6 protein-coding genes are annotated in these 14938 nt (G+C 65.1%); 5 read left to right on the top strand and 1 reads right to left on the bottom strand.

All coding sequences use genetic code 11. The features are described from left to right. The first annotated feature begins 57 nt into the window (after positions 1–57). The 3 genes from QFZ26_RS16810 (at position 58) to QFZ26_RS16800 (ending at position 5945) form a co-directional block, all read left to right on the top strand. Entirely contained in the window at positions 58–4041 is a 3984-nt protein-coding gene (locus tag QFZ26_RS16810; RefSeq protein WP_307044143.1) for a hypothetical protein, read from the top strand. Positions 4042–5328: 1287 nt separating this feature from the next. Beyond that, complete coding sequence (locus QFZ26_RS16805) at positions 5329–5613, top strand: hypothetical protein (RefSeq protein ID WP_307044140.1); 285 nt, start codon at positions 5329–5331, stop codon at positions 5611–5613. After that, a complete protein-coding gene (locus QFZ26_RS16800; protein ID WP_307044138.1) occupies positions 5610–5945 on the top strand; it encodes a hypothetical protein in 336 nt (111 codons plus the stop codon). Before QFZ26_RS16805 ends, QFZ26_RS16800 begins: the two co-directional genes overlap by 4 nt. 276 nt (positions 5946–6221) lie before the next feature. Here the strand turns inward: QFZ26_RS16800 and QFZ26_RS16795 are convergent, their stop codons facing one another. Continuing rightward, a complete protein-coding gene (locus QFZ26_RS16795; RefSeq protein ID WP_307044136.1) occupies positions 6222–9374 on the bottom strand; it encodes a hypothetical protein in 3153 nt (1050 codons plus the stop codon). 720 nt (positions 9375–10094) lie between these two features. On the opposite strand from QFZ26_RS16795, the gene QFZ26_RS16790 reads away from it, so the two are divergent. Next, positions 10095–10778: a recombinase family protein gene (locus QFZ26_RS16790; protein ID WP_307044134.1), complete on the top strand. Its 684-nt coding sequence runs from the start codon at positions 10095–10097 to the stop codon at positions 10776–10778. Positions 10779–10780: 2 nt separating this feature from the next. Further along, positions 10781–14833: a hypothetical protein gene (locus tag QFZ26_RS16785; RefSeq protein ID WP_307044132.1), complete on the top strand. Its 4053-nt coding sequence runs from the start codon at positions 10781–10783 to the stop codon at positions 14831–14833. The last annotated feature ends 105 nt before the right edge of the window (positions 14834–14938 follow it).

Here is a 14938-nt window from a genome sequence, read left to right as displayed (position 1 = left end):
GTCACCGCGGCGGACCTGTTCTCCCGACTTCGACAGGGCGCGCGCAATGTCGCCGGCGTGACCTACCAGGTCGGCCTGTCCGCGTCGCTGCTGGTTCGCTCAGGAACAGATGGCTGGCCCGGCATCACTGCGGTGCGTCCTGAGGGCTTCGAAGACATCGACTGTCGCCTCGGGGACGGCAGCTGGCTGTTCGTGCAATCGAAAGAACGCTCCCGCGGGAACGCACTCGGCGCATCGGGTGTCGCCGATGCCATCGCGCACGCGCTTGAGCTGCGCTCCGTGACCGCAAGCGACGGACCGCTGCGGGTCGCGGTGGTAACGAACGAGGCGTTCGCATCGAACGTGCCCGTGACCGGCTGGAGCTCCATTCTGTCCGGCCTGCCGGGGCTTGACGATCTTCGCGCAGCGCTGAGAGCCCATGGGATGGACGACGCCGGCGTCGACCACGCTCTCTCCTGTACTTCGATTGTCGTCGTTCCCGACCCACTCAAACCTGGCATCGTGCGCGGCGTGCTGGACGGCTACGGGGTCGCGGATACCGTTGCTCTCACCGTCCATGCGCACCTGGTCCACGAACTCGCGCAGATGGCTGGCGAGCAGCGTTCACGTCAGCTGCATACCGCGTTCGTGTTCGAGCGAACGCGGATCGACCGTCTCGTGGAGGACGTCCAGCACGCGACAGACCTCACGCGTCTTTCGCGCGCCGTCGACGCGGGCGTGTGCGAGTTCGCCGACTTCGCGCATGGGACTCCCGACGACTTGACTACATTTTTCAGTGGCGTCGCGGTCCTGCCCTCGCACATCGCCTCAGGGCTCGACGTCCTCCGCGTGAACGAGACCGAGCAGGCGCTCGAGGCCCTGAGCCGTTCTCGTCAAGCACTGATCGTGGGCCCCAGCGGCACCGGCAAGTCCGCACTGCTGTGGCGGACCGCGTCGATGATCGCGGATGGCTCTCGTGTCATTCGAGTCATGCGCGTGTCCTCTGATGCCGACGTCGCGCTGCTCGTGGACCACGTCGCCGCCCTTGCTCCGGAGAACTCACGTCCGGTGGTCGTGTGCATCGACGATCTGGGACGAGCGCGGGCCAGCGCCTGGCCGGCTGCTCGCGACGAGCTTCTCGCCGTGATTGGCGTTTCCGTGCTCGGCGGGTGCCGCCAAGAGGACCTGACTCCGGAGATCGGGCGGCGTGCAGCGCTCGTGGACTCCCGGCTGGCTGGGGAGTCTGCCAACGCGGTGATCCAGGCTTTGCAGGACTCCGGGATCAATGTAGTGGTGGAGCCGGAGGAGGCAATTGAACGCGGCGAGGGACTCATGATGGAGATGATTGCCTTCGCGACCACAGGCCATCACCTCCAAGACGTGCTCGCCGAGCAAGTGGCGAGGCTCTCGACACAGGATGCGCTCGCAGTCGAGGCCCTTCGCATTATCGCGACGCTGCACACCCTCGGCCATGCCCTGCCCGCCGAACATCTCGGCCCCATGTGCACCCAAGACGGTGACCTAGCCCGATCATTGCGGCTGCTTCAGGACGAGCACCTCATCGCGATCGAGGACGCGACAGCGTGGCGAGCACTGCATGACCTACGCGCCGAGGTCTTGGTGGAGGTGCTACACGCAACCGCTCCACCAATCCTCGGTGCCACCTATGCCCGCGCCATCGCGGGTGTTCAGCCGCGATTGCGCTCAGAACTGACCCGCCGGGCGGCCACACGCCTCGCGAGACGGTCGTCCAGCGTGCCCGGCCTCAGCCGTGAGCTCGCAGCCCTCGCCGACATGATCCGCGACCAGATCCGCCGTGAGATCGACGACCCAGGTGACGCAACGGCAGGCCGGGTGGCCGAGTGGGTCCAGGTCGCGGAGCGGCTCGATGCACTGATCTACGTGCACGCCGCGCTCCCGATCGTGGGCAACTCGATCTCTGACACCGCCGACCCGACCGACGTCCTGCTGATGGCATACTCGCAGCAGGCGTCCAACCTCTTCGCCGGGATGGACTTGCTACAAGGCATCCGGGACCTCGCGACCCAGCTTCCCCAATGGTCGGCGACCTCCGTCGAGACCGTCCTTACCGTGCTCGAGCCCGGAGCCGTCGCCGCCGCCCTCGTCACCGCAGACCTCGAATCGGCGATCGCGCTCGCGGAGGCGATCGAGGGCCGGATACCGGTATCCGCTGCCAGTGTTGCCCGCGTCCTTGAATCGCACCCGGTCGAGCCCGGAAGCCTTCGAAGCGTTGGCCTCCGTGCACAACTCGTGGCTGCCCTGTTCTTCGCCAACGATCCAGCACCCGAAGAGGTCGACGGACTCTTCGGTCCGGTCGCGGAACGCGCCGTCCTCGCCGTCGCCGCAGATTCCTTCGCTTACGAGGCGAGCGGCGCAACAATTGCGGCCGCGGCCCTCCCGGAGTCCCCGAGTGCGCTCGTCAGGCCGCCCCGCTCGGCCATCGCGACCGTAGCCACCGCGAGGGCGTTCGCCCGCGCCGAACCGAGGTACGAAGGCGATAGCTATCCGGATCAGCCCGGAGTCGACCCCGCCTCGGTCAACGCCCAGGCCGTGCGATTCGTCCGGCGGCTGTTTGATATGTGCCCCGAACTCGACCTCGCCACCGTCGACGTCGTGCAGGCCGACGGTGGAACCGAGATGATGGGTGTGCCCTCCGATGGGCACAAATCGATCCGTGCCGGCGTGGTTCCGAGGGCGGCCGAACAGCGGCACAACATTGCAGTCCAGACCGCCGCGATGTCGACACGGAACAATGAGCGCTGGTCAGATCGATGCCGAGAGCAGGCGGCTATCGCCAACGATCTCGCAACGCTCCTCGACGAACTGCCGCGGCGCCTCTCCGCCAACGACAACGCAACTCGGCGACGCGACTGGTCAGACCGGGTGCGCAAGGTCGCTGCCCGCGCAGCCCGGATGCCAGGAATCCCGGCACCGCGCCCGTTCCTCGACGAGGCATCGACGCTTCTCGGCTCGAACGTTGCCGACCTCGAGCAGCGCACTAGGAATTCCGACGGGGCCAGGAAGTTCTACGAGGCGGTCACCGGGTCGCTCCTGCAGGTGGTCCAGTCCGGGTTCGAGCAGAATGCTACCCACGGCGCCGGACTCCGGCTGGCCGACACCGTCAAGGTGTTTGATGAGGCTGCCGCGCAGCCCCATCTTCCCGTATACGCGGCAATCGGTCCCACGCTGCCGAGCGCCCTCCGCGATTCGGTCCGAGTTGCCTCGCGGATGATGACTTCTTTCGAACGCCTCCCTGCCGCCGCGCTCCGCGTCGGGACCATCGGCGACCATACGCTCGCGAACGCACTGGACGAACTGGCAATCGGACACGCGACCACGACCGCGAACGCCGTCGTGGCGCGGCTCGAGGCGACCGGCGTATCGGATGTGAACGTGGTGACGTACGAGGCCGCCGAGCCGGTACCCGCATGGAATCACCTCGGGGTCAGCGTTGCCGTGGGTCTGGAAGACTGGGCTGCAACCGAACGAGCCCTCCGCGAATGGGACGTGGGCGCCCGTGTCGACGCCGGGTTTGACAGTGTGGTCGTCGCATCGGTCCGCGATGGCGAACTGGCGCTCCCAATCGGCATGGTGCTTTTCGGATCCGGCTCACGAGGAACACCCGCGACCGACGAGTATCTCCAGGTTGCTCAGGTCGCGCATGCGCTGGACGAGATCCCTCGCGTCTACCGCGCCAGGATGGGCTCTTACCTCGACCAGCTCGTCTCGCTCTCGCAGGCCAAGAATTTGCGCCTTCACCGACCCGAGCATTGGCCGGCGATCCCCGCGCCGCCTCCGCTTCCCGCGCCGCTGACCGTCGAGGACGACGACCCCGCAGCATGGAGTCCAGCTGTTGAGCGGGCGGCTGCGCTCGCAGCCGAAGTCGGCGCCAGCGATACCCATGGTGCTCAACTCGCCGTCGACCTTGCCCAGCTTGACTTCCGCCAGGTGGATTCTGCGCCCAACCAGCTCGCGAGGCTCCTGCTCGAGGCTGGCCTCCTGGCTCTGGAAGCCGATATCGATCTTGCCCGATCGAGTTAGGAGACGGACGGGGTGCCTACCCTGGCACTGGATTGGAGACGTGCCTGCTAGGCCCTTTCGCCGACGGATGTTTCGCACTGTCGGAGCTCGGTCGGCGAGTGCACCTATGCCGGTCCCCCATCGGTTCTCATGTTCGACGTGAGCTAACGGCTCAATCGGCGACCCGAGATTCCCGTATGACCCGCCCGCGAGGATGTCTCTGTGACGGTGCCCTAATCGCTTCACGTGTGATCGAGCATTGTGAATAGTCGGTTAGGGGCGCCGCGGCAGGGGCGTGGAAGCTCTCCCTCATCGCGGGTACTTAGCCACGTCGGACGCCTGACGCCTCCGGTGATCGACTCGATGCGATCGTCTTCAGCGCCTGTGACGCCAGGGGTCGCGCTCGGACGAATCTCGGATTGCGTAGTTCAACCGGGCGACCGCGCGCACAGCGGGCGCCCACCTGCCGTCCAGCAGTACGGTGCCCGATCCGACCTCGCGACTTAGAGCTGAGAGGGCATTCGTAACCGCACGAGGCGATCCGCAGACCCGTCGGACGCACTCAATGATGTCGTGGCCCTCGTCAATGGTCGAGATGGTCGCAACCGTCTCCACGACAGTGCGCTCAACGACTCGGACCCGAAACGCCTCCGGCTTCCGGGCCCGTCTGTCGTCATAGGCCGCCTTGCGACATCCGGGCCCGCAATAGATGCGTGGACGCCCGGTGGTAGCCGGCCGCGGCAGCGGCGAAGCACACCGGGCGCATCGGCTTGGCAGGATCCGCCGGACTGTGGTTCTCGGCCGGCTGCTCATACTCCGAAGGTGCGCCAAGCTATCCCGTTTCGTTACCGACGAAACAGGGAAGTCCTCGATCTGCAAGAGGCGTGGGGAGAATCCGCGAGGTCCGAATAGCGAAGCTCGATTCGCGGCTCTGGAACCTAACGGACCCGACCAACGGCACGCGGAGATTGCCGATATACGTCTCTTGGTTGTTGCGATCGAGGCACGTTCATTGGGCACTTTCGCGGGCGGGTCGTAGGGGGTTGGGCTGTGGTCGAATGCCCGTCATCACAACCCCGTTCGACAGGGAGTCAACCGTCTCAATCGGCGACCGGCTGGCGGGCGCGTTGTGTGACGCGACGCTCTGTGGCCCCACGCGATGACACCACGGAGCTAGAGACCGTCCGCGCAATGCGGTTTGCGAAAGCAGCGCGACAGGTCCTAATCCAGCCGAGTTTGGCAGAGACGGCGCAAATGTGTACGCGAATAGTGCCACGCCTGCGCCACATAACGTGATACCGTTGAGGCATGTCACTCATGGAGCCGCCTGTCGTGCACACGAGCCGAGAAGCTCGCGAGCTTCTCGGCGCCACGATAGAGGCCTTCCGGCACGACAGCGGACGACCCCTCATTTTCGGCGCTCAACGCAAGCCAGAGGCTGCCGTCATCCCGTATCAGCTGTACAAGCAGATCATCCCGCTCCTTGAGGATCTCGAGATCGCGAGGATTACGCGAGAACGGCTGGCCGCGGCTGAGAGTGAACCCCTCTCCGATGTCGCCGCACGGCTTGGCCTCTCGGTCCCCGGCGAGTGAGGCTTGCGCTCTGCGCACTGAAAGGCTTTGAGGGCGACCTCCGGGCTCTCCCTTCCGTCGCGCTTCAGAAGAAGACACTTGAACTGCTCAGCTTCATCGCTGATGGGAAGCTTGCGGGTCAACCTCTCGACGAGCGGGTCGCGACCGGTGACCTTAGCGACTGTCGCAAGGTGTACTTCGACGAGGATCCACGCGCAACGAATCCGAACTACAGGCTCGTGTATCGCCTTCTACCGGATGAAGTCCACGTGGTCGCGGTCGAAGCTGTTGCCGTTGGTGAACGTTTCGAGCTTGATGCGTACTTGAGAGCTGCGCACAACCTCGGCCGCTGAGCGACCGACAAGTGGCGCACTAATCGACTTCCCCCGACTGCTGTGTCGCAACCAGGATGAATCAACGCAGAATTCCCTGAACGCTCACGAGCACCAGGGGCGACACGGGGTTCGTTTCCCTCGCCCTCCGTCATTAGGTAGCGCATTTCCGATCCGCTCCTCACGGACGAAGAAGCAGTTGGCAGCGAATCGGTGCCAACTGTCCTCCTCATGTCCCGGCCTTCGGAGTGGTACCAACCCGTCGCCGCGCCGATGGCGGAACAATCCGCGCGCGGCTTACTCGTCGGTGAAGCCGACCTCGAAAAGCGCGTGCTGCACGCGCCTGCGCAGGTCCTCCGGAAGCCGCTGCCCTTCGCCTCGGAACCACGCATGCACAGGCTCCATGTCGAGCTGGGCCATCGCTCGATCCGACCCGAGATTTCCTGCGCACATCGCCTCAAGCGTCGCGACGGCGTCGTGGCTCGCGAGGGAGCGAACGAGCCGGTCGGCGAGGTGGTGCATGGACATCGGCGCACCGCGGTTACTCCTGGCCAGATCCGAAGTGAAGGCGAACAGATCCTCATCGCTGACGTCAGGTGAGCACGCGATGCTGTCCATGGAGTGCCAGATCACGCTGGCCCGGGGCGCGCCAGTGGCTGCCCATTGCAGGATCTCCAGCCGGCGGGAAGCCCTTGCATCCTCCTCGATCGATCGATCCGGGAACAGATAGCGCAGCGCCATGTCGGCCGAGTGGCGGTCGCGGAAGATCGCCGACCAGGTCGACTCCTCGATGGCCGCGATCGGGAGGACGCCAAAGAGGACGGCGGTCAGCGCCGGGGCCGCCGCATCCTCGGCCTGCTGGCTCGCAAAAGAATTGAGCAGGGGCACGTCGCGGTCCAGGAGCGTGAACGCGAAGTCGTCGGACTCCCAATTCGCGGTGAGAAGTGCCTGGTGAATCTCAGGGGTGCTGTCCGTTCCGATGAGGTGGACGGCGCAGCGATCCCACCAGGCAGGGTCGCGCCGAATGAGCCACCGCGCCCAGTACCCGACACTCCGGGCGAAGCGCGCGTCCGCCGCCGCGGCCTCGGCCAACAGATCGAGCGCCCGACCGAGCGCGGCGTCCCGCGCGGTGTCGTCGTCGATCGGCGAGCTCAGCGCGACGAGGAGGTGAACCGCCTCGCCGCGCAGGGAGAACAGGGCCGGCATCCCGAAGTCGTGTTCCTCGCCGCCGATCCAGGCGAGCATCGGGATGAGCGGCGGCAACACGTCCGTTGCCCACCAGTCGATGTCGCTCGGCTGTCGCGGCCGCTCCGCGACCCGATGGCGGAGCTGATCAAGTACCTCGGCGGCGAGGCGGCTCATCGCCGATTTGGCGGCTTCGACGCCATCTGCATGAAGAGTGCTTGTCTCTGAGATCAGCTGCGTCCAGAGAGCCTGCAATTGCTCCCAGCGCAGTCGGGGCGCGTCGTTGGCTTCGCTCTTCAGTGCGCGCACAATCGCGAGCCTGACCCACAGGTCGTGGACCTGTCCGATCGAAGCGTGGTCGCTGGCCCAGGCTTCGCGGTGAGTGCCCACGTGGTTGGCGACGGTCTCCTGAAGGTTCATCGCGAACCTCGGGTCGTCGGGCTCGCCGACGCCGAGCGCGCCGTTAACGCGCAACACCAACTCGGGCACGGTCGTGTTGGGAATATCCACGTCGCCCAGCGGCGACTCGTGTGCGGTCGGCCGGGCCATACGGTCTGGGGGCGGTAGCGGACCGAATATGATCCCGCGAGCGGCGGACTCGTGCAGCGCATCGACCCAGGACCCGGGCCGAGCCGCTTCAGGCAGGTAGCCGGCCCACTGCGCCGTTCGGAACCAGTCGGCCCGTTCGTCGGCCGCGTTGTCCAGATCTGAGGCGAGGATGTCGACCTGTGGCGGCTCGCCGAGCGCCGCGGCGATCCGACCGACCGCCGCGGGCCCGATCGGCCGCAGGATCTCCTCGAGTACCTCCTGGTCCGTGCTGTCCGGCCACTCGTCGCCGCTGATGCGCGCAATGACTGCGTCGAAGGCCCGCCCGGCGATCGCGGCTGCGAGATCTGGCGAAGCCATCGTGATGGCGCGGGCGGCGGCCGCGCGCTCGAGAAGCGCACGGTTGCGATCCTCGAGGGCGGTGAGGTCGACGATCGCTCCACGGGACTCGGCGAGGGCGATGATGCGCACGGCCGCGCCGATCAGCAGATCGGACATAGTCCGGGCCCGACGATGCCTGTTGTCGAAATGGAACTGCACGGCGTAAGTGGACTCCGCCTCGAGGCGGGCCAGGGCCGCGATGATCGCCGAACTGAACCTCGATTCGGTCTTGAGCGCGACGCCGGGCAGCCGGGCGATGGCGAGGTCGACGAGCTCGGCGACGCCGTAGGCAGGTTGAAACGTCCTCGTAGAAGGATCGAGACTGTCCACCAGTCGCGTCAGCACCTTCCACCAGGTCTCCTTGGGAGCGGCGTCGACGTGGCCTTGCAGCCATCGGGCTATGAGTTCGACACGCATAAGACTCCCGGCGCGCTGGCTCAGCCGATTCACCTCAGCGGCGGCGTGCGCGCCGGCGAACGATGCGCAGATCAGCAACTGTCCCGCGACCTCTGGGCTCAGCCGGTTCGCGGCGACGACGCGGTCGACGAATCCGCTGAATTCGGTCGGATGGTCCGCGGCGAGATGACGGACGTAACCGTACGCCAGCCAGAGCGTGGGACCCGGTAGCAGCTCCTCGACGTCCAGCGCCTGCGCGAGGAGCGGGCCACGGACATGGTCGAAGAGGTAGACGCGAATACGCGGGTCCGAGTTGGTCGCCAGGAGCGCCGACACGCCCTGGAAGTCCCCGGCCTCGACTAGCGACTGGTACTGCGCCGAGGTCACGGCCAGCGGCGCGATGAGGTCGACCAGCCGCTCGAGGGTGCGGTCGAGCAGCGCCACGGCCGCATCTCGGGTGGTGCTCCCGTGCAGGCCGTCGTTGGCTTCCCTGTTGAGATCGCGCAGCTTGCTCATCGCCGGGATGCCGGTGTTGGCCGGAAGACCGGGATACAGGACTCCGATGAGCCCGGACACTCGGGGCAGGAATCCCGATGTGGCCGCCTCGACGGCGCGCTCGAGCTCCTCGAAGTCGTCTTGCAACGCGGTGCTGAGGTCGGTGCCAGACCCGGCGGTCAGCTTCCGCCAGTCCCGGATAATCCGCTGGGCGGCGTGGCTGATCCTCGGATCGTCGAGCTTGGGGAAGATCGCGTCGAGCGCGTCCCGGACGCAGTAGCTGATCAGGCTGCCGGTGACGCTGGAGTCGTCGTCCCCATCATCGGTCGAGCCGGCGAGGGCGACGCCCCGTGTGAGCATCGCGAGCCCGCGGGCCCCCTGGGTCGAGATTGAGCGTAGCGGCTGAAGTAGCTCAAGCTGCTGCGCGCGTTGGACGTCATCGGGCATCTTGCACCTCCCGCTCGTCGCAATACTGCAAGGCTAGTCACCGTCGCGACAGAACCGGCGCACAGCACCCCACGTTAAGACGCCGCGATCCCGGGCGTGAACTCGCAGCCGAGGAGCATCCCGAGTCGCGGCCGAAGGTCTCTACCGGCACGGGGCGTCGTGCGAAGTCGTGGATGGAGACGCGCGTTGAAGGATCCGCGGCTATGACCACCTGGCTGCAGCTTCTCTTTGTGAGCGCTCTGGTTTGGTTCGGCGGCTGGGGGCTGGGGGCTGGGGGCGGGGAGCTGGCGGCTGGCGGCTGGCGGCCGGGGGCGATCATCGGCTACTTCATGGGGCGCTCAGCACGGCGGGCAGCGGCTGGCCTTCGGGCGAATGGGCTTGCGAACGAGATCGCATTCGGGCGCCTTGCGCCGGAGAACTTCGCCGTCGCTCTCCCCCGTCACCAGGGAGTATCAGCGCCTGGATTGACTGGGGCTACGAGCTACGTGAGGTGGCCCGCGTCTCGGAAATCTCGTCGGTCGCGCTCACCGCTCAGAAGATGGCCGACGCCTATTACTACGCGCTGCAGATCGAGTCCCCAACCGGCAGCGCGCTGGTCCCTCGGCATGCGAAGCACGTGCGGCGCGGCGGAGGCATCTCGGCGCGCCCACATTCGCCTGGCCAATGAACTCGTGGGCAAGGGCGTATTGGCTTCCGCTCCCTCTCGGTTACCACGCAGGCATGGAAGCAACGACCCTTCGCTGGAGATACCCCTGTGCTACACCGGCCGGCCGATGTCGTACCGTGGCGATAGAGTCCCATGAACAGTTCGCACCAAATCTGCGCGGGGGCCTGGAGATGACGCAACGAACACAGGTCGTTGGATACGTCCGCGCAAGTTCCATCGTCCAGAATCCCGCCCGCCAACTCGAGGCGATTGGCCACGTCGACCGCGTCGTCGCCGAGAAGCTGAGTGGTGGAACGCGGCAGGACCGCGCTGCGCTCGAGGAACGCATCCGACGCGTCCGCGATACAGATCTCGTTCTTGTCGCGTCCATGGGCCGTCTAGCTCGGTCATTGCGGGAACTGCGCTCGATAATCGACGAGCCACTCGCCAATGGCGCCACGGTCGAATTCATCAAAGAAGGGCAGACTTACAGCCTGGGTCACTTCAACGCCCTCGCGAACCTGCTGCTCAACATGCTTGGTTCATTTGCTGACTTTGAACGCGAACTGATCCGAGAGCGGCAGGCCGAGAGCACACAGCTCGCCAAGCACGCCGGTCGTTCGCGAAAACCAGCGCAACTGCAGCTCGACGAGATCCGGAAGCTCTTGGGCACTGGTGTGTCAAAAGCCGAGATCGCGCGGCTATTCAACGTCGACCGGAGCATTATCTACCATGTGCTCGCGGCAACGGAGAGTTGACCGTGACTGAGCGAGACGAGACAGACGACCTGGCAGCCTCTGCAGGTCGACCGTCGGCATGGGAGTGGCTCGGTGCTCACAAGCACGCTCAGCTTCTTCCAACGCCTTGGCTGACTGACGCAGAGCTGGAGGACTTTGTCGAGGTCCTCCTGATCTCCGAGCGGCTGCTTGGAAGCACCACTCGTCATGTGCAACACGTCGAACGATGGGGTGTCCCCGGCGACAAGCAGGACGGGATCGACTTCTTTGGGCGCTTCAATGACGGCACTCCGGCGGCCTGGCAGGTAAAGCAGCTGGAGAAGCTTTCGCGCCGCGACGTTCGAGCGGCCGTCAAAGCCGCGACGTTCGACAAAGCGGATGAGTTTTACCTCGTCTTTGGCGGTGTCGCCACGGTGCAGGCGCGCGAGGAGATACTTCTGCATCCCAGGTGGACCCTCCTTGATCGACGCACGCTCACCGAGACGCTGCGTCTGCTCCCACTCCAGACTCAGCACAGCATCATCGAGCGGTACTGGGGCGTGCAGGTGCGACGACAATTCTTGGTCGCGCCAGGCGACGCGATGATTCTCTTCGAACAGTTCAAGGCGACTCGCCAGAACCCGAACGCCCTCATCAACGATCTTGGCCAATTGGCCGGCCGCGATGACGATATGGAACGGATGGCGGGAGCGTTGAATCGATCGGGCGCAGACTCGCCCCAGATCCTGGTTGTTAGTGGTCCGGGCGGTCGGGGAAAGACGCGGCTGCTGATCGAGGCGCTCAGCGCCGAGGCTGAGCGTGCTCCGAACCGCGTCATCACATGCCTCGCGCCGATGCGCGTATTTGACACCGCAGTCATGGAGGAACTCCACCAAGGTGCGGGCATCATCGTGATCGACGACGCCCACAATGACCCGTCTGCACTCGATCCGCTGCTTGCTTTCGCGCGTAACCATCCGGATGTGCAGATCATCTTGGCGACTCGACCCAGCGGCCTTCGCTCCATCCAGGGCGCGATCGCGCGCGCTTCCTTCGGCCCACACGAGCAGAATCTGGTCTCCGTCGGCGAGTTGAACCTGACCTCCGCGAGAAGGCTCGTCAATGGGCTCACGGCCGATATCAAGCTGAATTTCGGTCTGCGCAACTATCTCGCCGAACAGGCCCGCCACAGTCCGCACGTGGCAGTCATCCTCACCAACCTCATCCGAAAGCGGCAAATCAGCGGCTCGATAGCCGTCAACGAAAACCTGCGCCGTGTCGTTCTTGCCCGCTACCAGGAGGTGATGATTCCCAGCGGCTTCGACGGCTTCGACCGGGACACCGTCCACCGCGTGATCGCGACATACGCCTGTGTGCAGCCGGACAGCAAGCAGGACAAGGACACGCAGGCGCGGATCGCGGACTTCTGCGGGCTCCCCGCCATGCAACTGGCGCGAGTAACGCGGCAGCTTATCGATCGCGGCGTGGTTGTCGATCACGATAATCGGCTTCGCGTCGTCCCCGATGTTTTGGCTGATCAGATCGTCGAGGACGTCGCTGTGTTCGAGCAATTCGACACCGGGTTCGTCTCTGACCTCTGGCTCACGTTCGGACCAACACATTATGAGCGGCTCGCGCTCACCCTTGGCGAGCTTGACTGGCGCATTGGTCAACGAGGCGGGCCAGCGATCATGGCACCCGTGTGGGAAGCCATCCGACAGCGGCTGAGCTCGCCCTACCCTTCAAGCCTGTGTCGGGAACTTGACAAGATTGCGCCCCTAGCATCCACCCAGCCCGCAGCGGTGGTCGCCGCGCTCGAAGACCTACGGAAGCGGCTCGACCTCGACGATGCATCAGGAGCACCGGTCCTGGCGGACCCAGAGGACGAGGACGAACAGCTGCATCGTCGGATATGGCCGGACTCGCGTCAAACCAGCCGATCCGACGTTCGCGCCAAACTTCCGAAGCTGTACGGGCGCGCTGCGGCTAACGATCCCGCCACCCTCGAGACCGCGGTCGACGCACTGCTGGCGCTGGCCAGCACTGACTTGCGGCCCTCACATGCCCACCCGGAACATGCTCGCCGCGTCCTCTCCGACGACTTGAGCAATCTCGCATCTCTTCCGGACCTGTCCTATCCGGGACGCATCGTTGCCCGCGTAGTGGAACACTGCGAGACACACTCCGATGAGGAAGCAGTCGCCGCACTGTCAGCCCTCAAGCCGCTGCTTGCCAAGGAAGAGCTCGAGACGGTTCAGTCGTCCCTCTACGAGCTGTCGTTCCAGCCACACCTGATTTCGGAGATCGCAATGCGGCCGGTACGCGACCAGATTCGGCGATTGCTGCTCAAGGAGGGGACCTCAGCACGATTGACCAGGGCGGGCGCTGCTGTCGATCTATTGAGAGAGGCGTTGCGTGCTCCGCACGGGTACTTCGGGAACACCGTGGGGGTGGATGCTGTGCTCGCTTGGGAGGACGACGATCTCGCGACGATGCGCACCCTCGCCGATGTCGCGGCGCGCACCCGGTTCGCGACGATTCGACGCATGGTCCGAGGGGCAGTTAGCTGGAGCGCTGAACACGCAGCGTCGCTCCTCCTTCAGCATGCGGCGCTGTCCCTTCAGTACGAGCTAGACCGCTCGGACGACATCCGGGATACGCTTGCCGACCTCATCATCGGATCTCCATGGAGGGTGGTCGGTGAGAGCGTCGACCGCGTTCCCGATCTCCGGGAGCTGGCGATCCAGCGTGAATCTCGCCAGCGGGAGTTGGAGGAGTTGACCGAAGAACAGAGAAACGAAGAGAGACAGGCTCAGGTGAGAGCGAAGGTGGATTCCAGGCTGAGTCGCGTCTCGACCCTGAACGAAGCGCTCGCGCGTCGACTTCTCGAGTCAGGCGACGCGCCTGATATTGTCAGCCTGCTCGGAGACCTGAGCACCGAAGCTCATCGACTCGGCAGACAGCCCTCGTTCCGCGGCGTGTGGCAATCCATCGGCGACATCCAGCCAACCCTGCTTCCAGAAGTCGTGCTTGCGATCGCGAGTGCCGTGGACGACCATCCACTGGATCAGGATCTTTCAGTTCTGATCACTCAGTGGAGCCTCGGCGCCATAGATGACACTCTCGCGTGGGCTTCCGACGCCGTCGTCTCAGGCCGCATCGGCGTCCGCGTTGCCATCGCCTCTTTCGTCGCCGAAATCCCATGGACGCAGCGCCAGGCCGCGTTCAGCCGTATCTGGCTCACCGGTATCGGGGACCCCGACGAGCGAGTTGCAACCACCTTCCTCGGTAGTGGCGGGTGGTATCTCCACAGCGACCCGCAAGAAGCGGCCAGCGTACTTCTTGCCCACGAGATCCCTCCGCACGCGGCGGCAGGGGTGCTTCTGGGCGCATGGCGATACGGTGACGATTCCGAGTCGACGCAACAGGACAGATCTGCGCATTCCGCGATGTTGTCAATCGCTGCGCGTGCCGGACTTAACGACTTCATCGCTCAAGAGACAATCACGGGCGCTGCGCGTGCCCACCCCGACCTCGCCCTCGATTTCCTCCTCGACCTCTCACGCCAAGAGGAACCGCTCCCGGACGATATCAATGACCTCAGAACCGTTTTCGAAGAACAGCCGACCGCGCTCATGGGGTGGCTTCTTGGCCATCTCTACGAAGCCCCCGGCAACCTCGGGAGCGTGGTCACGGCCGCGCTGAACGACCAGCTCGCGCCGAATCAGGCGCAGGCTCTGACCTCACGGGTCACTGACCTGCAGCCCGCCGAGCTGATCACGCTCGTCCAAGTGCTCGGATCGCTGAGGCTCTGGGTACCGAACAACCTCAACCTGGCGGAAGCCTGTCTGGACCGCGCAGAGGCCACAAATGTACTTGACGACATCCAACCCGACCTCAGGCGCGGACTGCGCCTGCGGAGCTGGAGCTGGACGGGAAACGAGTCTGCCGAGCTCAATGCCGCTCGCGACGCGTGCGCGGCGGCCGCGGACAGAAGCACATCCATCCATCTCCGCGCGCAGCTGGTTCAGGCAGCCGACTGGTTCCAGCAGACGATCGACAACCTCAGGATTCAAGAGCGGGATGACGATTGGTGATTTGCACTGGTTATCATCATGCGGGGTCAGGGTCGGGAATTGATGCAGTCTAAGTTGGCATGATACGTCGTGCTCAGGCCGAACGCGGATGCGCCGTACACGATT

Source organism: Agromyces ramosus (assembly GCF_030817175.1).
GTDB classification, from domain to species: Bacteria; Actinomycetota; Actinomycetes; order Actinomycetales; family Microbacteriaceae; genus Agromyces; species Agromyces ramosus_A.
The sequence above is the reverse complement of the archived record's forward strand: the minus strand, read 5'-3'. Positions and strand labels throughout refer to the sequence as shown.